The sequence below is a fragment of the Janthinobacterium sp. SUN206 genome (genome assembly GCF_030587305.1).
GTDB classification, from domain to species: Bacteria; Pseudomonadota; Gammaproteobacteria; order Burkholderiales; family Burkholderiaceae_D; genus Janthinobacterium; species Janthinobacterium kumbetense.
This window is the reverse complement of the sequence record NZ_JAPWIB010000002.1, coordinates 738,697-759,061: the sequence shown is the minus strand read 5'-3', so window position 1 is coordinate 759,061 and position 20,365 is coordinate 738,697. Positions and strand designations below refer to the sequence as shown.

The 20,365-nt window shown below is 61.7% G+C and carries 22 protein-coding genes and 1 tRNA gene; 11 read left to right on the top strand and 12 right to left on the bottom strand.

The features are described from left to right. The first annotated feature begins 59 nt into the window (after positions 1-59). Positions 60-151, top strand: a tRNA-OTHER gene (locus O3300_RS16310). Positions 152-288: 137 nt separating this feature from the next. On the opposite strand, the gene O3300_RS16305 is transcribed toward O3300_RS16310, so the two are convergent. Next, on the bottom strand, positions 289-1,404 hold the full coding sequence (locus tag O3300_RS16305; RefSeq protein ID WP_305053529.1) for a DUF3667 domain-containing protein: 1,116 nt from the start codon (positions 1,402-1,404) through the stop codon (positions 289-291). Positions 1,405-1,505: 101 nt separating this feature from the next. Here O3300_RS16305 and O3300_RS16300 point away from each other — a divergent pair, with 101 nt between their 5' ends. The 3 genes from O3300_RS16300 (at position 1,506) to O3300_RS16285 (ending at position 4,068) form a co-directional block, all read left to right on the top strand. After that, on the top strand, positions 1,506-2,816 hold the full coding sequence (locus tag O3300_RS16300) for a serine hydrolase (protein WP_305053528.1): 1,311 nt from the start codon (positions 1,506-1,508) through the stop codon (positions 2,814-2,816). 467 nt (positions 2,817-3,283) lie between these two features. Beyond that, positions 3,284-3,523, top strand: a complete 240-nt coding sequence (locus tag O3300_RS16290; protein WP_077401383.1) for a hypothetical protein — start codon at positions 3,284-3,286, stop codon at positions 3,521-3,523. A 152-nt stretch (positions 3,524-3,675) separates the two neighbouring features. Then, positions 3,676-4,068, top strand: a complete 393-nt coding sequence (locus O3300_RS16285; RefSeq protein ID WP_305053527.1) for a GFA family protein — start codon at positions 3,676-3,678, stop codon at positions 4,066-4,068. A gap of 237 nt (positions 4,069-4,305) precedes the next feature. On the opposite strand, the gene O3300_RS16280 is transcribed toward O3300_RS16285, so the two are convergent. Continuing rightward, positions 4,306-4,683 carry a hypothetical protein gene (locus O3300_RS16280; RefSeq protein ID WP_305053526.1) on the bottom strand — a complete coding sequence of 126 codons (378 nt, stop codon included), beginning with the start codon at positions 4,681-4,683 and terminating at the stop codon, positions 4,306-4,308. Between the two features lie 169 nt (positions 4,684-4,852). Between O3300_RS16280 and O3300_RS16275 the strand changes: the two genes are divergently transcribed. From O3300_RS16275 to O3300_RS16255, 5 genes are all read left to right on the top strand, one after another. Next, positions 4,853-5,314 carry a GNAT family N-acetyltransferase gene (locus O3300_RS16275; RefSeq protein WP_305053525.1) on the top strand — a complete coding sequence of 154 codons (462 nt, stop codon included), beginning with the start codon at positions 4,853-4,855 and terminating at the stop codon, positions 5,312-5,314. A 136-nt stretch (positions 5,315-5,450) separates the two neighbouring features. Next, positions 5,451-5,858 carry a GNAT family N-acetyltransferase gene (locus O3300_RS16270; protein WP_289906434.1) on the top strand — a complete coding sequence of 136 codons (408 nt, stop codon included), beginning with the start codon at positions 5,451-5,453 and terminating at the stop codon, positions 5,856-5,858. A 29-nt stretch (positions 5,859-5,887) separates the two neighbouring features. Further along, positions 5,888-6,346: a hypothetical protein gene (locus O3300_RS16265; protein WP_305053524.1), complete on the top strand. Its 459-nt coding sequence runs from the start codon at positions 5,888-5,890 to the stop codon at positions 6,344-6,346. Positions 6,347-6,483: 137 nt separating this feature from the next. After that, entirely contained in the window at positions 6,484-6,684 is a 201-nt protein-coding gene (locus O3300_RS16260; RefSeq protein WP_070255230.1) for a DUF3079 domain-containing protein, read from the top strand. Between the two features lie 64 nt (positions 6,685-6,748). Next, entirely contained in the window at positions 6,749-6,919 is a 171-nt protein-coding gene (locus O3300_RS16255) for a hypothetical protein (protein ID WP_305053523.1), read from the top strand. Positions 6,920-6,922: 3 nt separating this feature from the next. Here the strand turns inward: O3300_RS16255 and O3300_RS16250 are convergent, their stop codons facing one another. Continuing rightward, entirely contained in the window at positions 6,923-8,068 is a 1,146-nt protein-coding gene (locus O3300_RS16250; protein ID WP_305053599.1) for an MFS transporter, read from the bottom strand. A 257-nt stretch (positions 8,069-8,325) separates the two neighbouring features. Between O3300_RS16250 and O3300_RS16245 the strand changes: the two genes are divergently transcribed. After that, positions 8,326-8,943, top strand: coding sequence for a TetR/AcrR family transcriptional regulator (locus O3300_RS16245; RefSeq protein WP_305053522.1), 618 nt, complete (start codon positions 8,326-8,328; stop codon positions 8,941-8,943). Positions 8,944-8,946: 3 nt separating this feature from the next. Here the strand turns inward: O3300_RS16245 and O3300_RS16240 are convergent, their stop codons facing one another. Further along, positions 8,947-9,423: a GNAT family N-acetyltransferase gene (locus O3300_RS16240; RefSeq protein WP_305053521.1), complete on the bottom strand. Its 477-nt coding sequence runs from the start codon at positions 9,421-9,423 to the stop codon at positions 8,947-8,949. A gap of 51 nt (positions 9,424-9,474) precedes the next feature. Next, the gene (locus tag O3300_RS16235) at positions 9,475-10,134 is read right to left on the bottom strand and encodes a hypothetical protein (protein WP_305053520.1); all 660 of its coding nucleotides are present in this window, start codon (positions 10,132-10,134) and stop codon (positions 9,475-9,477) included. Between the two features lie 165 nt (positions 10,135-10,299). On the opposite strand from O3300_RS16235, the gene O3300_RS16230 reads away from it, so the two are divergent. Further along, entirely contained in the window at positions 10,300-10,956 is a 657-nt protein-coding gene (locus O3300_RS16230) for a tetratricopeptide repeat protein (RefSeq protein ID WP_305053519.1), read from the top strand. Here the strand turns inward: O3300_RS16230 and O3300_RS16225 are convergent. The 7 genes from O3300_RS16225 to O3300_RS16195 form a co-directional block, all read right to left on the bottom strand. Next, on the bottom strand, positions 10,943-11,923 hold the full coding sequence (locus tag O3300_RS16225) for a ribonuclease Z (protein ID WP_305053518.1): 981 nt from the start codon (positions 11,921-11,923) through the stop codon (positions 10,943-10,945). The genes O3300_RS16230 and O3300_RS16225 overlap by 14 nt on opposite strands. 46 nt (positions 11,924-11,969) lie before the next feature. Then, the gene (locus O3300_RS16220) at positions 11,970-13,463 is read right to left on the bottom strand and encodes an amidohydrolase family protein (protein WP_305053517.1); all 1,494 of its coding nucleotides are present in this window, start codon (positions 13,461-13,463) and stop codon (positions 11,970-11,972) included. A gap of 154 nt (positions 13,464-13,617) precedes the next feature. Next, positions 13,618-14,463 (bottom strand): formate dehydrogenase accessory sulfurtransferase FdhD, encoded by an 846-nt coding sequence (gene fdhD / locus O3300_RS16215; RefSeq protein ID WP_099664928.1) that lies wholly within the window; start codon positions 14,461-14,463, stop codon positions 13,618-13,620. A gap of 137 nt (positions 14,464-14,600) precedes the next feature. Continuing rightward, positions 14,601-15,521 (bottom strand): bestrophin family protein, encoded by a 921-nt coding sequence (locus O3300_RS16210; RefSeq protein WP_305053516.1) that lies wholly within the window; start codon positions 15,519-15,521, stop codon positions 14,601-14,603. Positions 15,522-15,548: 27 nt separating this feature from the next. Continuing rightward, positions 15,549-16,529: a cytochrome d ubiquinol oxidase subunit II gene (locus O3300_RS16205; RefSeq protein ID WP_289919071.1), complete on the bottom strand. Its 981-nt coding sequence runs from the start codon at positions 16,527-16,529 to the stop codon at positions 15,549-15,551. 30 nt (positions 16,530-16,559) lie between these two features. Continuing rightward, positions 16,560-17,939, bottom strand: coding sequence for a cytochrome ubiquinol oxidase subunit I (locus O3300_RS16200; RefSeq protein WP_305053515.1), 1,380 nt, complete (start codon positions 17,937-17,939; stop codon positions 16,560-16,562). A gap of 13 nt (positions 17,940-17,952) precedes the next feature. Then, positions 17,953-20,265, bottom strand: coding sequence for an FdhF/YdeP family oxidoreductase (locus O3300_RS16195; protein WP_305053514.1), 2,313 nt, complete (start codon positions 20,263-20,265; stop codon positions 17,953-17,955). Between the last annotated feature and the right edge of the window lie 100 nt (positions 20,266-20,365).

The following is a 20,365-nucleotide window of genomic DNA, read 5'->3' as shown; positions in this document are numbered from 1 at the left end:
GGTGAAAACAGTGCGTTGCAAGGTGGTGGAAAAACATTGCGTGCGGAACAAAATTACGCGTAAGCATTTGAACTGTATGAAGTATTTTGAAGACTTGAAAACTAGCGGCGGATTAAACTGTTCGTGAGTTCGAATCTCACCGCTTCCGCCAGGAAATAAAGAAACCGCCTTCGGGCGGTTTTTTATTGTCTGGCGGAAACGAGCAGGGCGGCGCCCTGCGTGTGAGATTCGAAGGGCTGGGCCTACCTGCCCAGCCCGCCCCGAATCCTCCCCCCTGTTTTTGTGACCCTAATGCACACTCTTCATCAACACCAGCACAATGAACACGCAAAACACGATGTTGGCCACTACCAGCAGCATGCAGGTGCGCCACAGCGCGCCCCATTTGCCCAGGTTGTAGGTGCCGCGTAGCTGCAGAAACATGTGCAGGGGCGGCGCCAGGCATACCAGCAATCCGATCAGCCAGCCCTGGTTGAGTATCGATAGCGGTATCAGCACGGTCAACAGCAAGGACATGAAGCACAGCGAGTACAGCACGAAGACCGCATGCTCGTACATGGTCACGCCAGGCTTCCAGAAAAACATCAGCCACATGAAGGGCAGCGAGATCGGGATCAGCAGGAACGAGAACTTGTAGATCGTGTTTTTGAGCTTGTAAAACGCCAACTCGGGATTCTCTGCGGCGTGATGAAAGCTTTTTTCCAGCTCCGGAAAAGTGGCGTCGGGATTGGGCGGGCTGGACGCGATCCTGGAGACAGTCTTGTCGAACCAACCGGGCTCTCTCAGCTCAACTGCCTCCTCACTGTTCACTTTTTCGGGTGATGCGACGTACAGCAGGCGTTGCTCGGCTTCGTGTTGCAGCTTGCGCGAAACGGCCAGCGCCTTCTCGACACCGGCGACCCCGGTATTGGCCTTGCGGGCCTCCTCCAGCGCCTGCTCATTGCGCTCGACGCGGAGCTTGGCGGACGCGGCGTGGTTGGTCAGCGAGGCGATATTGGCGTCGCGGCTGAGAAGCTGGCCGCTGCCGAACGAGGTGACGAAGAAGGTCAGGAAGACCATGAACAGGAACAGCGCCAGCGGCGAAACATAGTTCTTGCGCTGGCCGTCGATGTAGCGGCGCGTCAGACGGCCCGGAAAGGCCACCAGCAGCGGGAGCGTCTTCCAAGCTTTGGCGTCGAAGTGCAGGATGCCGTGCACGACTTCTTCGGCCAGGTGCAGCAGCGAATGGTGGATGTGGGCCGGCTGGCCGCAGGCCTGGCAAAATGCGCCGCCCAGCGGCGCCTGGCAGTTGGCGCAGTTCGCCAAGTGCGCGGCACTGGCCGGCTGCGGCGTTTGATCGCCCGCGATCTCGCTGGCCGTCACATCTGCCATCGGCAGGGCGCCGGCCGCTTTCTGCTCACTCATCGTGCATCTCCCACCAGGAAAATGGCTGATTGTGCAACAAGGCGCCTGTATGTTCAAGTAAATACTGGCAAAAACGGCTATCCGTTCGACCAGCCCGGTGCGTGCTAAAAAAACGACGTTTTTCTTCCGCTTGTCCGCCGAAAACGCAATTCGTCGCAAGCCGCTGGTTCTTTGCCGTCATCCTCTTTATCTTCCTTACTGAGCTGGCGCGAACGGTCGCGCTGCCGAGCCACTTTCAACGGGATATCCATATGTCGAAACTTTACTCGCGTCGCCTCGCCTCACCGCTGCTGCTGACACTGCTTTTGGTGCTGCAAGCTCCCGCCAGCCATGCTGACTCCGCCTCCACCACCGCTCCTGCAAGCGTCACTGGGGCCAGCGAAGAAGTGGCGCTGGCCGCACGTATCGACAGCGAGATCGCGCCCCTGTTCAAGGCAAACGAGCCTGGCGCCACCGTCATTGTCACGCAGGCCGGCCTTACCGTGTTTCGCAAGGCGTATGGCATGGCCGATGTGGCCAAGGGCCTGCCCATGACCCCGGACACCGTGATGCGCATCGCTTCAATCAGCAAACAGTTCACCGCCACCGGCATCCTGATGCTGGCGGATGAAGGCAAGCTGGCTTTGGACGACGACATCCAGAAGTTCCTTCCCGACTACCCCAGCGGTGGCAAGCGCATTACGATCGAGCATCTGCTGACGCATACCTCGGGCATCGCAAACTTTACCAACAAGCCGACCTTTGAGGCGGGAATGAATACGGATCAGACGGTGAGTCAGATGATAGACAGCTTCAAGAACGATGCGCTCCAGTTCGAGCCAGGCACGCGCTATGCGTACAGTAATTCGGGTTACTTCTTGCTGGGTGCAATTATCGAAAAGGTCTCAGGCCTGTCGTATGCCAAATTCGTCGAGCAGCGCATCTTCGTGCCGCTCGGTATGCACAACAGCGCGTACGAAGGCCATGAGCGTGGCAGTGCGATGCGCGCCAGGGGCTATACGCGCAGCAGTACCGGCTCCGCCTTCGAGCCAGGCAAGGCGGTCAGCATGACGCTGCCGTACGCGGCCGGAGCGCTCGTGTCCACGGTGGACGACCTGGCGCGCTGGGATGCCGCCGTCAGCGCCGGCACACTGCTTAAGCCTTCCAGCCAGCAGAAAGCGTTTACCGCCCATGTCCTGGCCGACGGCAAAAGTGTTCCCTATGGCTATGGATGGAGCGTGCGCAAGATGCGCGGCATGCCAATGCAGTCACATGGCGGCGGCATTCCCGGCTTTTCCACCTACGCATTGCGTCTGCCCGAGAAACAGCTGTATGTGGCGGTGCTGACCAATGCTGACAGGGGCCTCCCCGGGGCCGAAATGATTGCGGTGAAGGCGGCGACTATTGCAGTTGGCAATGGTTTTCCCGAGTAATTCGAGGGGGACGCACACGTGCCGCCAACCGGCGCTGCAGAGGCAGGCGGTCACCCGGTGTCAGCGATCCTGCTGCCACCGCCGCCTGCAACGCCTCCGCAACCCGCAAAAAAACGCGGCCCATTATTCCCGGCCAGGCGCGGCAAGCAGATGGTCAGGTTTCAATCTTGTATGGTTTGCAACTGGGACATTTTGTCTCAATGTATGGATATTGTTTTAAAGTAGTATGTGTCAGAACCTGCAGCAACACCATCCTTGCATGGCCGTCGCTGACGTTTTCACCTCGCTCATCCGCATTCGGCAAATCACGGCGCTCGGTGCTCTTGATATTTCATAGCTGGCTATAATGAAAGAGTCGCGCAGGATGCCCTGGGGGATGGTTTGAACCGTAGTTGCGGAAGCGGCGTTTTGGGGATGTGCTCCTCACGATAGACAGTATCAAGTAATAACACCTGGAAATACTCAAAATGATGGATTGGACCCCTATAGTCTTCGTTACGTTCAAGGCTCTCGTGCTTTGCACGGGCATGTTCTTCGCCATCAAGTGGCATTACGATCAAGGGAAGAAGGGGAAAGAGCAAGAGGCGCGCGCGGTGCTGCGCGCGGGCGGCAAGGTGGCCGCACTCTTCGTGCTCACGCTCCTGGGCCTGGGGCTCGTCACCTTTTTCGTCGTCAAGATGGTCGGTCTGGAGATGATCTGGCCCTGATGGCCAAGAATAGTCTGCCGGTATCCGGTGATGCGGCAGCAATGCCCCGCTGCGCGGCAGCCCCGCGCGCGGTGTTTTCTGAATCATGTGTGCCTTGTCTGTTTGGAAATACTGTGTAAAAATACAGTGTCAACTTTCAAAAAGGACTCCTCATGATCAAAGGCAGTTGCTGCTGTGGCTCGGTAAAGTTTGAATTGGCATCCCCCCCGGGCATGATGGGCATGTGCCACTGTTCCCGTTGTCGGAAGGCCGGAGCGAACACCCTGGCCTTCGTTGATAAAAATTCATTTACCTTGCTGGCGGGACGGGAATTCATTCAACGCTATGAGCCGGAGCCTCCGTTTACATATGCAAGAACTTTTTGCAAAAAATGCGGAACTTCTTTAGGGGAAATTGGCTCAGAGAATGATTCATTTCCCATCTCAGTCAATTGCCTGGATGATGACCCTGAGGCAAGAATACAATTCCATGTGCATGTTGGCTCCAAGCCTGCATGGTATGAGATTTGTGATAGTGCAAAACAGTTTCAGGAAAGTCCGACATAATAAGAAAAGCCAGTCATTTGACTGGCTTTTTTATCGCATGTTGTCAGGTCCGGTGCGGGAGGATTGCTTTTATTTGCCCATGGCCCTGTTGCCTTGATATCTATTTCGTGGCTTGCGTTTCAATTGAGCCGGCATCGACGACGTCCAACGCCTTTGTCCATGCGCCAATGGCGGAACTGGCCCTCGCGCCCATTCGACCTTGGCTTGCCAAGCGATCATTTATGCGCGATGCCCCCTTTATCGGCTAACTGGCACGAACACTTCCCATTTATGCTGTATCGCGGGATTGACGGTCTTGGCGCAACTCACGGCAACATTCGGCCCAGACAGGCCGTGGCTTTGCGGAACCCATTTCACGCTCAAAGCTGCCGCGCATTTTGTCACCAGAATCTTCCGGTTCGGCTCCAGGACTTGCCAACTTGTGCCATTTTTGGAGTTTTCTGCTGTAATGAACTGTACTGCGGCCTCCCTGATTTCAAACAAGCCATGGATGTCGCCGCGTGTCCGGTCTTCGTCAAGCGTGGCCGCGAGTGCCGATGAGACGCCAGCAATAAGAAAAACGGCGACGACCAAGGAAGCGTACATGCATCTATTCAAACGTAACGGTGCCAACATATTTACATTCCTTGCCAAGTCTGTTCGATATCAGATAGAGATATGAAAGGTTTTGCATTCTACAGTCTGCAATCCCGGATCCGCCGTTTTTGTTCTCCGTTGGCGAGTACGTACTTTTCGTGGCACGATGATAAGTTCATCGGCTTTTCATTCAACTGACTGAACGCACATGGCTTTTACTTTTCACCCGTTTTCCGATATTCCCCACGAAGAATGGCTCCTTCTGTTGAATCACCCGGACGTCATCCGCCATATGCCACTGGCCACCGAACGTTGGACGGATGGCGCTATTGCGGAATGGGCGAAAGGCAAGGACGCGCAGTGGCAAGCGAATGGCTATGGACCGTGGGCTATCCGGGTGGATGGCGCGTTTGCCGGCTGGGGCGGTTTTCAGAATGAAGGGGACGAAGCAGACCTGGCACTGGTATTGCTCCCCGGGTTCTGGGGACATGGGCCGGCGCTGGCGCGCCATTTCATGCACCGCCGGCTGGAACTGGGCATTGGCCCGGTCAGCATCCTGCTGCCGCCCAGCCGCACTCGCGTCAAGGGGCTGGCAAGAATCGGCTTCCTATTTGATCGCGAGGTGGAGTATGAAGGCCAACGCTTTTTGAAGTTCCGGACATCGGAATGAGCGTCACAGGCGCGGTGGGGACGGGAACAGCCTTTCTCTCCCGCAACTGGCATACTATTCAATGCATATGCGAATCTGAGTAAAGTTTGCAGAAACAAGCTATTCCCATGCGCGATCACTTTCCACTTTTGAATCCATGAAAAACAGCACTGTCGAATATCGCCATAACTTCCCCCTCGATCCGCTCGATGTCGTCCGTGTCTTCGATCAATCCGGCATCAAGCGCCCGACCGCCAATCTCCCGAGAATCGCGCGCATGTTCGCCGCGCCTTGCCTCTCGCTGTCGGCCTGGGTGGATAATGAGCTGGTGGGATTGGCCCGCTCGCTGACCGATTATGCGTATTGCTGCTATCTGTCGGACCTGGCCGTCGACCAGCGGTACCAGGGCCTGGGTATCGGCAAGGAACTTGTCAAGCGCACCCAGGCCATCATCGGCGACGACGTGTCTTTGATACTGCTCTCCGCCCCGGACGCCATGTCCTACTATCCGACGCTCGGTTTCGAGCCTGCCGGCAACGCTTACGTCATCCGGCGCAAACATTGAGCGACTGTTTTTAACAATTCCCGCAGCTGATGAAACCCGTCTATACCCTCGCTGAAGCCCTGGCAAAAGATCCCGGCCGCGTCGCCAAAACCCAGGCCCTCACCCTCGACAGTGCCAGGCCCCACATGGGCCTGAAAGGCAGGCATGGCTTGTTCGCTTCCGTAGCCTGGTGGGAAAGCATCGAGGCCCAGCGCCTCCCGACGCAAACCTTGACGGGCATCATCGAACGCACGTATTTCGCGGGCCAGGACAGCCGCCGTGGCGATCAGGTCAACAGCTTCACCTTGCGCCTGGCGAATGGCTCGACAGTGGACGAAAGCATCTACATAAACCACAAGCAAGACATCAGCCTGTTCGTGCCTGGCGCCATGGTGACGATGGTCTACGCGCAAGATGAGCTGAAGGCACAGCCGGCCGCCGACGGCGGTGTCAATGTGGCGCGTATCGTGCTGGAAGTGGCCATATCCGTCAGAAAAGATAAAGAGTAGGGGACGGGGCCATGCCGATGCTCCACGATCTGCACAAGCTTGATATTGGACAAGTTTCTAGCTGAAATTGGTTTGACCTCCCCCCGCGCCAGGTCTAGAGTCGACAAGGAACCCTCAACGGACCACGATCGCCTCCCATGGCCAAGCCCTTTCCCTTAAACCCGAAGAACCCCGAACGCATCTGCTGGGGTTGCGACAAGTATTGTCCGCCGGATGCCATGCGCTGCGGCAATGGTTCCGAACGCACGCAGCATCCGATCGAGCTGTTTGGCGAAGGCTGGAATGACTGGGGGCTGGCGGCGGCCGACAAGGCCGACAAGGACGAGAACCCGCCTTGACGGCAAGCGCAGCATGCGGCGCGCCGCTACAATCTCTTCATCGCGTCCGCGCTGAGGAGCCTCCATGCAAGAAACCCTGTCCCGCTGGCTGGCAAGCAGCGCCGGCGATGTCCGGTTCGTCGAGCACCCGCTGCGCAACACGGCCACGGTGGCGCTGCCGTATGCCACCCTGGTCCGTTTCCTCGCGCAGACGGGACACGTGCCCCTCATCATGAGTGTCCCTGCGGCTCCCTGATGCTCAATGCCCGGCCACGGGCGCGCCGCCGCTGCGCCGTCCCGGCCGGAAACCATGCGCGCGGGCAGACCAGGCGATGGCAAAGGCCAGCACCAGCAAGCTGACCATGGCCCATGGGAAGGCGCCCGCGCCCCAGGTTTCCAGCAAGGCGCCGCCTGCCACGCCCGCTGCCGCGATGGCCCCATTCCACGCCACTACATTCATCGACAAGGCCACGTCGGCGCCGCTGCCGGCCGTGTCGGCCAGCGCCGTCTGCAACAGCGTTGCCGCGCCGCCAAAAGACAAGCCCCAGACGGCCATGCCCAGGTAAATGACAATGGGAAACTGTGACGCGATGCCCAGCACGAGGGCCGTCGCGGCGAACACGGCCAGGCTGGCCAGCACGGTGGCGCGCAGGTGGCGCTCGACCAGCTTGCCCGTGATCCAGATGCCGGCCATGGCGGCGGCGCCGAAGACGAGCAAGACCAGGTCCACCCGTTCCCTCAATCCGGCCGGCGCCACGAACGGGGCGATGTAGGTATAGAGAATGTTGTGCGCCAGCATCCAGGCGATGACGACAGCGAGCACGGGGCGCACGCCCGGCGTCGTGAAGACGCGGCGCAGGGGCAGGCGTTCATGGACGGACTGGCCCGGGTAGTCCGGCACCTTCGCCAGCACCCAGGCGATCAGGATCAATGTCAGGGCGGAAATGATCCAGAACGCGGCGCGCCAGCCGACGAGCGAACCGAGCAAGGTGCCCAGCGGCACGCCCAGGGACAGGGCGACGGGCGCGCCCACCATGGCCAGCGCCAGGGCGCGGCCTTGCTGATGCGGCGCCACCATGCGCCGTGCGTAGCCCGCCAGCAAGCTCCACGCCAGTCCGGCCGCCATGCCGGCAAAGAAACGGGCCGCCAGGGTCAGCCAGTAGTGGGACGACAGCGCCGTGACGGTATTAAACACGAGAAAGCCGATGATGGTCAGCAACAGCACGTTGCGGCGGCGCCAGCCGCGCGTGGCGATGGTGAGCGGAATGGCTGCCAGCAGGGAGCCGAGGGCATAGGCCGTGACCATTTGTCCGGCCAGCGCGGCGCTGATGCCGAGTCCCGTACTGATCTGCGGCAACAAGCCGGCGGGCAAGGTTTCCGTGACGATGCAGATAAAACCCGTCATGGCCAGGGCCAGCAAGCCGGCGACGGGGAGGCGGTCGGCCAGCGCAGGGCTGGCTCCTGTGGTGAGCGTAGCGTGATTCAAAGCGAAATTTCCTTGGAAGTGTGACGAGTGGGCCGGGCGCAGGAGTGCCCCTGAGCGTCGTTGCGGTACATATGTATCGATCGGTACAAATATAGGCGATGGCGTGCCGCGTTGTCAACGACTTCTGTATCGAGTAGTATGTAAGTAGCATACGGGTAGATGAAAAGGAACGATGGATGGCGCAAATGGGACGGCCGCGCACGTTCGACCGGCAAGCGGCGGTCGAGCAGGCCATGTTTTTATTCTGGCAACAGGGATATGAATCGACGTCCTTGAGTCAGCTCAAGGCGAGCCTGGGCGGCGGCATTTCCGCGCCCAGCTTTTATGCGGCGTTCGGCTCGAAGGAAGCGTTGTTCCGCGAAGCGGCGCAATGCTATCTGGACACGTTTGCGCGCGTGACGGAATGCCTGTGGGACGATGGCTTGGCGCCGCGCGCGGCCATCGAGCTGGCCTTGCGCCAGTCGGCCAGCATGCAGTCCGATGCGGGCCACCCGCCCGGCTGCATGGTGGCGCTCGGTTGCATGAGCGCGCCGACGGCCGAGCATGCGGCCGTGGCCGCGCCCCTCACGCAATCGCGCGCCCGCACGCGTGCCGGCTTCGTGCACTGCGTCGAGCGGGGCATGGCTGGCGGCGAATTGCCTGGTGATATGGATGCCGTGGCGCTGGCGTCCGTCTTCGACAGCTTTCTGTCGGGCGTGGCTATCCAGACCCGCGATGGCGTGGGCTACGCCGTGCTGGATGGCGCCATCACGCAGATGCTGCGCGTGTGGGATGCCAGCCGCGTGCCAGGCTAGACGCTAGGCCTGGGCCGCAAAGCGAAACTCCAGCACGTCGTCGCCATATTTGTCCGTCTCGCCCGTCGAGGTCCAGCCCAGGTAGCGGTAAAAGCCGTAGGAACGCGAAGCGGGGTCGTCGGAGCAGCCGAGGAACAGTCGTTGATGACCGTGCGCGCGCAGTTCCGTCATCACCAGTTCCAGCAAGGTCTTGCCGATGCCGAGCCCCTCGAATTCCGGCAGCAGCGCCAGGACGATGATTTCGCCCGTGTCGCGCTCGCCAAAGCAGTAGCCAGCCAGCTGGCCGTCATGATGGCAGACGTGGCCAGGCAGGCTGCCCGAATGCATCATTTCCGCCCAGGTGTCGGCCGTGATGCCCACTTCCGCCAGGCGTTCCGCGGACACGGCGTTTTGCCGCGTCCTGCCCCGCAAGTCGATAAAGGCCGGAGTGTCTTCCGCCTTGGCGGGATGGAAGGTAATGGAAGCTGGATGTGTCGTCATGTCATTACTCGCTGGTGTCGTGTCTGTGGCGAAAATGAGGCTGGATAAACCTCATTCCCAGGGTTTGCGCATGGTTTGCGCATGGCGCTGCCAGTCAAAGATTTTCGTATTCTCGATTGCCTGCTGGCCGGGATTGCCGCTATCGATGATTTCATCCTTGACGATAATCAAATGGTTTTTGTCATTCAAGCGGTATTCCCGATAGCGTTCGCAATCCTGTGCGCGCCGGGCGATGGCGATTAATGTGTTGCCCCGCCACGCATAGCTGTCTTCATAAAAGCATTGCGCCGCGCAGCCGCAATTGGGAATGCCCCCTTCGATTCTTTGCTCGGCCATGTTGATGTTCAGATTCGGAATGGCTGACAAGGGTTGATTGAAACGGTATTGCTGCGCTGGCGCATCCCATAACCATACATCGGAACAGCGGATGCGTCCCTGGCTATCCGTGTATCCGGTGACCCACAGGTCGGCATGGCCGTCGAAATTCATGTCCAGCAGCAGCGCGTGCAAATTGCCCGTGCCGCTGCTGCTGCAACTGCCATTCATCCACTGCTTTCCGATTTTCAGCCGATACGTCTGTTTTTCATCGTGATTCGCATAGCGGATATCTGCGGCTTGCCGCACTTTGCCTGTCGCGGCTTTATCCAGATGCAAGGTACCAGCATAGACCGAGGTGGAAATCAGGGATAAAAGCAGAGCGATCAGTTTCATGGCGATATTTATGGTCGGGCACGAGTGCACAATGCGTGGATTACATCAGGCGGAGAATGATCATACTGCATGAATCCGGCAATGCGCCACACGATTTCCTATCGTGCATTCTGCGCGGAACAGTGCTGTGTACAATGCCAAAAAATCCCCGAATAAGGAATCTTTATGAGCCCCTCTCCTGAATCTTTGAATGAAGCGGGCATCCTCGCTTATAACGACGGTCATTATGCCGAGGCCTTCAAGCAATTCGATGCGGCGGCGCGCACGGGCGACCCGGCCGGCCAGCATTTATTGGCCAGCCTGTATTACCAGGGCCATGGCGTGACGCAGGATTTGCCGAAAGCGGTGGAATTGTTCACGGCGGCCGCGCAAGCGGGGTTCCCGCCATCGCTGGCGAATCTGGCCCTGATGTATGCGGGCGGCGATGGCGTCGCGCAAGACATGGCGCAATCGCTCGCGTATGGCCGCCAGGCGGCCGAGGCGGGCGATGGCCAGTCGCAATTCAACCTGGCGCAGGCTTACCGCAAGGGAATTGATGTACCGCAAGACTATGCCGAGGCGGCGTTCTGGTACAAGCAGGCGGCCGAAGCCGGTTCCCTGTCGGCGCAGAATGAATACGGCTTGCTGTACGCGCAGGGGCAGGGCGTGGAACTCGATTACGTGCAGGCGTATGCGTGGATCGCCATGCCGGCCGAGGCGGGCAGCGCGCAATCGATCAAGAACCGCGACCAGTTGCTGGAAATTCTCACGCCGTCACAGCAGCAGGCGGCGCGCGCGCTGGCCGCGGAGTATGCGGCGCAGTATGGCGTCAATCCCCACTGAGCGACGATTTTGCCGGCAGCTTGGTCAGCACGCCGGCCGCGTCGAGTTCATAGCTGTCGAAGTCGCGCGCGAGGAATAGTTCGCCCGAGTAATGCAGCCGCGCTTCCGTTTCCAGCTCGGCCATGCCTTCCGCATGGTGATAGCGGGCGCTGAAGTGGGTGAGGATCAGGTTCGGCAAGCGGACCGCTTCGGCGAACTGCGCCACGCGCTGCACGGAACTGTGCGTGGGGCCGGGCCCCACTTTCTGCAGCATGGCTTCCGTGTAGGTGGCTTCATGCACGAGCAGTTGCGCATCTGCGCAAGCGTCGGCCAGCAAGGCCGGCGTGTCGTTGTCGCCGCCGACCACCACCGTGGCGCGCTGCGTTTCCGTCTGGCGGAAAGCGACGGCGCGCAAGACCGTGCCATCGTCGAGCAGCGCATCCTGGCCAGCCTGCAAGAGTCCCCAGGCGGGACCGGGCGGCACGCCGGCCGCTTGCAGGGCCGCCTTGTCCAGCTTCCACCTGCTCGTTTCCAGCGCGAAACGGTAGCCGACGCTCGGTGCGCGGTGCGACAGCGCGTGGCGCGAGACGGTCAAGCCGGCTTCTTCGTGCACCACTGGCGCGCTGTCCACGTCGATGTGGATCAGCGGATACGTCAGGAACAGTTCCGTGTGCAGCAAGGTCGCGTCGATCCAGGCCTTGATGGCGGCCGGGGCGATCAGCAGCAAGGGCTTCTTGCGCCCAGTCATCGAGGCGCTGGCCAGCAAGCCCGGCAGCCCATAACTGTGGTCGCCGTGCACGTGGGTGATGCAAATGCCCACCAGGTCGTGCACGGACAGGGGCAGGCGCTGCAGCCGGTGCTGCGTGGCTTCGCCGCAATCGATCATCCACCAGTCGCGGTTGTGCGTGGTTTGCAGGGCCAGCGAGGTGACGTTGCGGTAGCGCGTGGGCACGCCGGAAGACGTGCCGAGAAAAGTCAGTTTGAACATGCGCGCATTATGCGGCAAGCCAACGCCGTTGCCAACGCGCCAGTCTTCAGCTTGCCAATGGCGCGCGCAATTTGTCCTTGTAGATGCGCCCGTTCTTCATGATCAGCAGCAGGTTTTCTTCCGGCTGGGCGAGGAAATCGAGGTTTTTCGCAGGGTCGCCATCGGCCACCAGCAAGTCGGCCAGCGCGCCCGCGGCCAGCTTGCCCAGGGTGCCCGGGTAGGGCGAGCGCTGGCCGGACAGGGCCAGCAGTTCGCCATTTTGCCCCGTCGCCTGCGCCAGCAAGGTCAAGGGGTCGTAAAAGCGCGTGAGTTTCGCCAGCTGGCGGCCTTGCGTGGGCGTGTTTTTCGCGTTGAACAGGATATCCGTGCCCCAGCCCGTCTTGATGCCGTACTTTTGCGCCAGCGCATACGCCCTCACCGTGCCTTCTGATACGATCCTCTGGCTGGCCTTGCGCGCCGCATCGGGATACACATTTGCATCCGCGTCTTGCAGGAACGGTTGCAGGCTCCACCACGTGCCCGTGTCGCGCATCAGGCGCGCGGAGTCGTCGTCCGCCAGCTGGCCGTGCTCGATGCTGCGCACGCCTGCGCGGATGGCCCGCTGTATGCCTTTCGGCGTGTAGACGTGGGTCATCACATACGTGCCCCAGTCGGCCGCCGCTTCCACGCCGGCGCGCAGTTCGCGCTCCGAATACTGCGTGCTGTCGAGCGGGTCGTACATGGAGGCGACGCCGCCGCCCGCCATCATCTTGATTTGCGTCGCGCCCAGCATCAATTGCTCGCGCACGCGGCGCAGCACTTCCGCTTCGCCATCGGCGATCATGGCCATGCCCGCCGTTTCCGCCATGCCCAGCGGCGCATTCGCCGCGCGGGGGATGTCGGAGCGCAAACGGAAGTCGCCATGGCCAGAGGTTTGCGAAATCATGGCGCCCGATGGAAAGATGCGGGGGCCGTCGACGATGCCTTCATCGATGGCGCGCTGTAATGCAAACGCGGGGCCGCCCGGATCGCGCACGGACGTAAAGCCCCGCAGCAAGGTGCGCTGCGCTTCCTGCGCCGCCACCAGGTACAGATAGCCGATATCTGACGTCATGGCCGTCACCTGGTTGATGGCGGCCAGCATGGTGTGCCAGTGGGCGTCGATCAGGCCCGGCATCACCAGCTTGCCCTGGCAATCGATCACTTGCGCGCCGTCCACCTTTTCGCCGGCCGGCAACAGGGCGGTAATGGTCGGGCCCGTCACCAGCACGTGGATGCCGGAACGGGGCGCCTTGCCCGTGCCGTCGAACAGGCGCAGATTGGTCAGCAGCAGGGGACGCTGGGGCGTTTGCGGCTGCTGGGCGATGGCGTTGCTGGTGGATAATCCGATGAAGGGCGCCAGAATGGCGGCCGCGCCGCCGAGAAATTGCCGGCGCCGCATGTCCGCCATCACCCGCTGGTGCAGGATGGTGAAGACGGTGCCGCCGCAGTCGCAGGCGCGCGGCTTCAAGCCGCCCGTTTGCCAAGTGTCCGCCAGATGCTGCTCCTGTGCCAGGGCCATCGCGTCTTCCTTTCATCGCTGCCGCGCCGTGTGCTGGCACGCGGACAAAGTTAATTAATGGAAACAATGACCATTGAAAGCCCGCAGCGATGGCAAGTCAAGCGTGCACTTGCTTTACAGCAAAGAATGCAGCATTTGCCGTTCAAGGTGCATGCTAAGGTGCATGCTGGCCGCTATCTTCGCCCGCCGTGTAATCGACAAAGCCGTCGCGCCGGCAAAAGCTGGCCAGCTGCATGCCGGCCTGGCGCGCGATGCGGATGGCCAGCGAGGTGGGCGCCGAGATGGTGGCGACGAGTCCGATATGCATGCGTGCCGACTTGCGCACCAGTTCATAGCTGGCGCGGCTGGACAGGAAGACGAAGCCGTCGTGCATGGCGATGCGGTGCAGGGCCAGGTAGCCGATAAGCTTGTCGAGGCCGTTATGCCGGCCCACGTCCTCGAACACTTTCACGATGGCGCCCTCGGCCGTGCACCAGGCGGCCGCATGCACGCCGCCCGTCTTGTGCATCAGCTCCTGGTAGGGCAGCAGTTCGCGCGCGGCGCGGCCGAGGATGGCGCTGCTGGCCACCAGCGGCGGCAGGGGACGCGTGATCTTTTCCGGCACCAGGTCCAGCAGGGCCAGGCTTTCGATGCCGCACACGCCGCAGCCCGTGCGCCCGGTCAGCGCGCGGCGGCGGGCCTTGAGCTTGATCAAATCTGGCTGCGCGATGGTCAGCCGCACTTCCGCGCTATCCTCGCCGCAGCACACGTCGAGGTCGTAGATGTCGCGCACGCTGCCGACGATGCCTTCGGTCAAGGTAAAGCCGACGGCGAATTCCTCGAGGTCGCGCGGCGTGGCCATCATCACGGCGTGGGCGATGCCGTTGTAGACGAGGGCCACGGGATACTCCTCGGCCACCATGTCGCGGCCCGCCGTGGCCACGCCCCCCTGGTGGCGCACCATGGGAACGTCCAGGTAGCCGTCGCGCTCGATGGTGGTGATGTCGATATCGCATTCCATGATTTTTTCCTCCTATACCTAACCAAACCTACTGCGCGTCGCGATTTGCGGCCTGCGATGCTCACTGTGCATTCGCACAGCTACGCTTCTCAGCCACAACTCACATCCGCTCGCTACGGTTTTGTTAGGCATATAAATTAGTTGATCTGATAGCGCGGGCAGGGCCGTATCGACGGCGGCAGCGGGTCGCCATGCAATTCCAGCAGCGAGCGTTCCGTTTCCCGCGTCATGGCGTTCAGGGCCAGGCAGTTGGGCGCCAGGCCGAACGGTTCGGCGATCTGCTGCGCGATGGCTTCCAGCGCAAACAGGGTGTAGGCGACGAAGACGGAAATGAGGGGCGTGGCCACACCGATGGCGTCCACCAGGCCCAGCGGCAACAGGAAGCAATACATGTAGACGGTGCGGTGCACCAGCACGCCGTACGGATACGGTATCGGCGTGTTCTTGATGCGCTCGCAGCCGGCCACGGTGGCGGCCAGGTCGTTGAGCTGGGTGTCGAGCATCCACAGCAGCTGCGTCTGGCCCGGCTGGCGCTGCACGGCGTCGTGCAGCATGGCGCGCACCGCATGCAGTATGGCGACGGGCTTGAAGTTGACGCCCTGCAAGCGCTGCACGTCCTCGGCCGGCAGGTAGCGCAGCAGGTCTTCCTGCGGGTCCGTCTGGCGCAACTGGTGCTTGAGCGCGTAGACGAAGGCGACCAGGCGACGCAGCAGCAACTCGTGGTCCAGGCCGCTCGTTTCCTGCGGCAGATACGTGAGCGCCTGCGAAGCGAGGGCCCGCGCGGCGATCAGCAATTGCCCCCAGATATGCCGCGCCTCGACGAAGCGCGCATAGCTGGCGTTGTTGCGAAAGCCGAGAAAGATCGCCAGGCTGATGCCGACCATGGGAAACGGCGCCGTATCGAGCGGAATCTTGACGCCGAAGATACGGCCATCCGTCAGCAAGGCCAGCGAACTGACGACCAGCATCAGCAGCAATTGCGGGATGATGGCTTGCAGCACCGAGCCATCCCAGACAAACAGCATGCGGAACCAGTTGGTGGTGGGGCGAATGATCATGATGGAAGACGCATGCTGTGATGTGAATCAATGTTTCCGGGGCACGACTTTGCCCTCGAAGACGTAATATTGGAACAGGTTGTAGCCGATCATGATCGGCAGCATCGTGCCCATGCCGATCAGCATGAAGATCAGGGTCGGTTCATCGGACGCGGCCGCCGCGATGCTCAGCTTGCCCGGCACCAGATCCGGGAAAAAGCTGATGGCCAGGCCCGCGAACGACGCCAGGAACAGCACGATGGCGCCGCGGAAGGGGCCGCGCACGCCGTTCACGTGCACGGCCCACAGGATGTAGATGAAGGCGCTGGCGGCGATGGCGGCCAGGGCCAGCAGCACGCCGAACACGCCCGGCTGCGCCCAGCGGTCGTGGCCGATGGCGCTGAAGACCATGGTGCCGGCCGACAGCACGATGGCGGCCGCGACCGTCGCCAGCACGCTGGTGGTCGCGTAGCGGCGCGCCGCCGCTTCCAGCAGGCCGCCCGTCTTCTTGATCAGATACGTGCTGCCCAGCAAGCAATAGCCGGCCACCACGCCCAGCGCCGTGCAGGCCGTGAAGACCGCACTCAGCGGGCCCGGCTGCAAGCCCGTGATGACCTCGCCCAGCACCACGCCCTGCGCCACGGCGGCCAGCAGGCTGCCCACGCCGAAGACCACGTCCCACAGGCGCTTGTTGCCGGCCGCATGGCGGAACTCGATCGAGGCGCCGCGCATGATCAGGCTGGCGATCAGCAGCATGATGGGAATGTACAGCTGTTCCAGCAAGGTGGCGTAAGCGCTGGGAAAGGCGCCGAACAGGGCGCCGCCCACCACCACCAGCCAGGTTTCGTTGGCGTCCCACACGTGGGCGATCGATTGGAAGATCAGGTTGCGTTCCTGCTCGCGGCGGGTGAACAGGCTGAGGATGCCCACGCCCAGGTCGAAGCCGTCCGTGACGACGTAAAAGATCAGCATCAGGCCGATCAAGCCGAACCAGGCATTGCCCAGCATGGCATGCGAATTCATATCCATTACATACTCCTAGTCAGATGGCGGCGCATTTCAATACCCCACGGCATGGGCGGCGTCCGGCAGCGGCAGCGCCACGTCCGGGCCTTGTTGCAGCCATTTCTTGGCGAACACAAAGAAGGTGAGGAACAGCACGACGTAAAACACGGCAAACATCAGCATGCTGCCGGCCACGGCGTGGGCCGCCACGTCGGAGACTGCGTCGCGCGTGCGCAGCAAGCCGTACACGACCCACGGCTGGCGTCCCACTTCGCGCACGATCCAGCCGCACTCGACGGCGATGTAGGGCAGCGGAATCGTCAGCACCCAGGCCAGCAGCAGCTTGCGGTTGCGCACGAACTCCTGCACCCGTCCGCCCACCTTGCGCCAGGCCACGAAGGTCCAGAACGACAGCAGCACGAACCACATGCCGATGCCGGCCATGGCGCGGAAGGCGTAGTACAGCAGCGGCAGCATGGGCGGCTGGTCTGCGCGGGCGATGTCGGCCAGGCCCGTGATCTTGCCCGTGGCGCTATGCGTGGCGATCACGCTGAGCATGCCGGGCACTTCGACGGACCAGTCATTCTTTTGCTCCGCCTGGTTGGGCCAGGCCAGCAAGGACCAGGCGGCCCCTTCGCCATCGCGGTTCGTGTGCCAGTGGCCTTCGATGGCCGCGCCCTTGGCGGGCTGGGTCTTGAAGACGTCGACGCCGCTGGAATCGCCGAGCCACACTTGCAACGGTGCGATGACCAGCAGCAACATCAGCGCCAGCTTGAACGAGCGGGCGAAGAAGGCCGGTTCGCGGCGCTTGAACATATACCAGGCGGAAATGCCGGCGATGACGAACAAGCCCGTTTCCACGGCGGCCACCCACATGTGGCCCACGGCCCAGGCCATGTCGGGATTGAAGATGGCGGCCACGTAATCGGTGACGATGATCTTGCCGTCCGCCACGCGCACGCCGGCCGGCGTCTGCATCCAGGAATTGGCGACCATGATCCAGAACGAGGAAATGCTGGACCCCAGCGCCACCATGCCGGTGGCAAACAGGTGCACGCCCTTCGGTACACGGCCCCAGCCGAACATCATGACGCCGATGAAGCCCGCTTCCAGCATGAAGGCCATGGCGCCTTCGAAGCCGAGGATGTTGCCGATGAACTGGCCGGAATGGTGCGAAAACGGCGCCCAGTTGGTGCCGAACTGGAATTCCAGGGGAATCCCGCTGACGACGCCGACGGCGAAGTTGAGCACCAGCAACTTGCTCCAGAAGCGTGCGTGGCGGTAGTAGACGGGGTCGCTGGTGCGCAGCCACAGCGCCTCGACGACGAACAGGAACAGCGACAGGCTGATCGTCAAGATGGGCCACAGGATGTGGAAGATGGCCGTCATCGCAAATTGCGCGCGCGACAGGTCCAGGGTATCGAAACCGAACATGGCGTTCTCCTGTTCAGCTGACTGCGGCCGAAGGCGACAGCAGCACGGGGATGGATTTGAAGGTCGGCGTGCGCGAACCGTAGCCGACGCTGTCGAGCGGCACCAGCGGATTGGTTTCCGGATAGTAGGCGCCGATGCAGCCGCGCGGGATGTCGTACTCGACCAGCAGGAAACGGTCGGCGCGGCGTGCTATGCCGTCGTGCCACACGCCGATCAGGTCGACCCAGTCGCCGGCCGCAAAGCCCAGCATGGCCAGGTCGTCCTTGTTGATGAAGACGACGCGGCGCTGGCCGAAGACGCCACGGTAGCGGTCGTCCATGGCGTAGATGGTCGTGTTGTACTGGTCGTGCGAACGTGTTGTCATCAGCACCATCAGGCGCTCGCCATATTGCTGGCGTGCACGGTGGATCGGCGTGTCCAGTTCCACTGCGTTGACGAGGAATTGCGCCTTGCCGCTTTCCGTCTTCCATACCCGTTCGCGCGAGGCGATTTCCAGGTGAAAACCACCCGGCTTGGCCACGCGCAAGTTGTAGTCGAAAAAGTCATCGAACACTTGCTCGATGGAATCGCGCAGCAAGGCATAGTTGCCGGAATAGCGCAGCCAGTCGATCTTCTCGCTGCCCAGGGTCGCTTGCGCCATGCCGGCCACGATGGCGATTTCCGAACGCAGATTGGGCGAGGCGGGCTGGTTCATGCCGAACGAGATATGCACCATGCTCATCGAGTCTTCCACCGTCACGCCTTGCGCCACGCCCGACTGCACGTCGATTTCCGTGCGTCCCAGGGTGGGCAGGATCAGCGCATCCTTGCCGTGCACGAGGTGGCTGCGGTTGAGCTTGGTGGCGATGTGCACGGTCAGGTCGCAGGAGCGCAGCGCGTCCCAGGTGCGCGGCGTGTCCGGCGTGGCCATGGAGAAATTGCCGCCCAGGGCGACGAACACTTTCACCTTCTTCTCCAGCATCGCTTCGATGGTGCCGACGGCGTCGTAGCCGTGGTGGCGCGGCGGCTCGAAGTTGAAGACGAGGCCCAGGCGGTCGAGGAATTCCTTGGTCGGCTGTTCCTCGATGCCCATGGTGCGGTCGCCCTGCACGTTCGAATGGCCGCGCACGGGGCACAGTCCCGCGCCCCGCTTGCCGATATTGCCGCGCATCATCATCAAGTTCGACAGGATTTGCACGGTGGCCAGCGAATTCTTGTGCTGCGTCACGCCCATGCCCCAGGTCGAAATGACGGCCTTGCCCTTGACATAGATCTGCGTCAATTCTTCGATCTTGTCGCGCGCCACGCCCGATTCGGCCAGCAGCAAGTCCCAGCTTTCCGCGCGCAGGTCGGCGGCGAAGGCGTCGAAGCCGCTCGTGTGTTCGGCGATGAAATCGCAGTCGAGCACGCGCTCCTGGCCATGGGCGATGGCTTCATCATCGAGTTCGACGACGCGCTTGGCCATGGCCTTGATCAGCGCGAAGTCGCCGCCCAGGGTGGGGCAGATGAACAGCGAGCAGATGTTCGTGCTGCCGCCCGTCAGCATTTCCAGCGGATGCTGGGGGCTGGTGAAGCGCTCCAGGCCCCGCTCGTGCAGCGGATTGATGGAAACGATGGTGGCGCCGCGGCGCGACGCTTCGCGCAATTCGCCCAGCATGCGCGGGTGGTTGGTGGCCGGGTTCTGGCCGAACAGCAGCAGGGTGTCCGCATGCTCGAAGTCGTCCAGCAGCACCGTGCCCTTGCCGATGCCGACCGTTTCCGGCAAGCCGCGGCTCGTCGCTTCGTGGCACAGGTTGGAACAGTCGGGGAAGTTGTTCGTGCCGTAGGCGCGCACGAACAGTTGATACAGGAAAGCCGCTTCGTTGCTGGCGCGGCCCGACGTGTAGAAGGCGGCCTGGTTCGGGTCGTCCAGCGCGTGCAGGTGGTGCGCCACGAGGGCGAAGGCGTTGTCCCAGGAAATGGCCTGGTATTTGTCGCTGGCCGCGTCGTACACCATGGGGTCCGTCAGGCGGCCATGTTGTTCCAGATCATAGTCCGACTGTTCCATCAATGCGGTGACCGTGTGCTCTTCAAAAAACTCGGGGCGCACGCGCTTGCTCGTCGATTCGGCGGCCACGGCCTTGACGCCGTTTTCGCAGAATTCGAACGTGGACGCGTGTTCGCGGTCGGGCCAGGCGCAGCCGGGACAGTCGAAGCCGTCGGGCTGGTTTTGCTCGAACAGCGAACGGTAATTGCCCGCGCTGACTTTTTCCTTGAACAGGTTGATGGCCACGTACTTGAGGGCACCCCAACCGGCCGCGGCATGGGTGTAGGGCGCGATGCGCGCGTCGGACTTTGGCTTGCTCATGATGACTCTCCTGGTGATATGCGATGGGACAATCACATGGTAGGGGCGGCGGCTTGCCCCGTAGGCGCACAGTTCCGGACAAAAAAACAGAGTACAGATG

Bases quoted from the DNA above. Each gene is read 5' to 3' on its own strand.
- O3300_RS16305 (WP_305053529.1), bottom strand. From the start codon at position 1,404: ATGAGTGAGCAGAAAGCGGCCGGCGCCCTGCCGATGGCAGATGTGACG.
- O3300_RS16290 (WP_077401383.1), top strand. From the start codon at position 3,284: ATGATGGATTGGACCCCTATAGTCTTCGTTACGTTCAAGGCTCTCGTG.
- O3300_RS16285 (WP_305053527.1), top strand. From the start codon at position 3,676: ATGATCAAAGGCAGTTGCTGCTGTGGCTCGGTAAAGTTTGAATTGGCA.
- O3300_RS16280 (WP_305053526.1), bottom strand. From the start codon at position 4,683: ATGTTGGCACCGTTACGTTTGAATAGATGCATGTACGCTTCCTTGGTC.
- O3300_RS16275 (WP_305053525.1), top strand. From the start codon at position 4,853: ATGGCTTTTACTTTTCACCCGTTTTCCGATATTCCCCACGAAGAATGG.
- O3300_RS16270 (WP_289906434.1), top strand. From the start codon at position 5,451: ATGAAAAACAGCACTGTCGAATATCGCCATAACTTCCCCCTCGATCCG.
- O3300_RS16265 (WP_305053524.1), top strand. From the start codon at position 5,888: ATGAAACCCGTCTATACCCTCGCTGAAGCCCTGGCAAAAGATCCCGGC.
- O3300_RS16260 (WP_070255230.1), top strand. From the start codon at position 6,484: ATGGCCAAGCCCTTTCCCTTAAACCCGAAGAACCCCGAACGCATCTGC.
- O3300_RS16255 (WP_305053523.1), top strand. From the start codon at position 6,749: ATGCAAGAAACCCTGTCCCGCTGGCTGGCAAGCAGCGCCGGCGATGTC.
- O3300_RS16250 (WP_305053599.1), bottom strand. From the start codon at position 8,068: ATGACGGGTTTTATCTGCATCGTCACGGAAACCTTGCCCGCCGGCTTG.
- O3300_RS16245 (WP_305053522.1), top strand. From the start codon at position 8,326: ATGGCGCAAATGGGACGGCCGCGCACGTTCGACCGGCAAGCGGCGGTC.
- O3300_RS16240 (WP_305053521.1), bottom strand. From the start codon at position 9,423: ATGACGACACATCCAGCTTCCATTACCTTCCATCCCGCCAAGGCGGAA.
- O3300_RS16235 (WP_305053520.1), bottom strand. From the start codon at position 10,134: ATGAAACTGATCGCTCTGCTTTTATCCCTGATTTCCACCTCGGTCTAT.
- O3300_RS16230 (WP_305053519.1), top strand. From the start codon at position 10,300: ATGAGCCCCTCTCCTGAATCTTTGAATGAAGCGGGCATCCTCGCTTAT.
- O3300_RS16225 (WP_305053518.1), bottom strand. From the start codon at position 11,923: ATGTTCAAACTGACTTTTCTCGGCACGTCTTCCGGCGTGCCCACGCGC.
- O3300_RS16220 (WP_305053517.1), bottom strand. From the start codon at position 13,463: ATGGCCCTGGCACAGGAGCAGCATCTGGCGGACACTTGGCAAACGGGC.
- fdhD (WP_099664928.1), bottom strand. From the start codon at position 14,463: ATGGAATGCGATATCGACATCACCACCATCGAGCGCGACGGCTACCTG.
- O3300_RS16210 (WP_305053516.1), bottom strand. From the start codon at position 15,521: ATGATCATTCGCCCCACCACCAACTGGTTCCGCATGCTGTTTGTCTGG.
- O3300_RS16205 (WP_289919071.1), bottom strand. From the start codon at position 16,529: ATGGATATGAATTCGCATGCCATGCTGGGCAATGCCTGGTTCGGCTTG.
- O3300_RS16200 (WP_305053515.1), bottom strand. From the start codon at position 17,939: ATGTTCGGTTTCGATACCCTGGACCTGTCGCGCGCGCAATTTGCGATG.
- O3300_RS16195 (WP_305053514.1), bottom strand. From the start codon at position 20,265: ATGAGCAAGCCAAAGTCCGACGCGCGCATCGCGCCCTACACCCATGCC.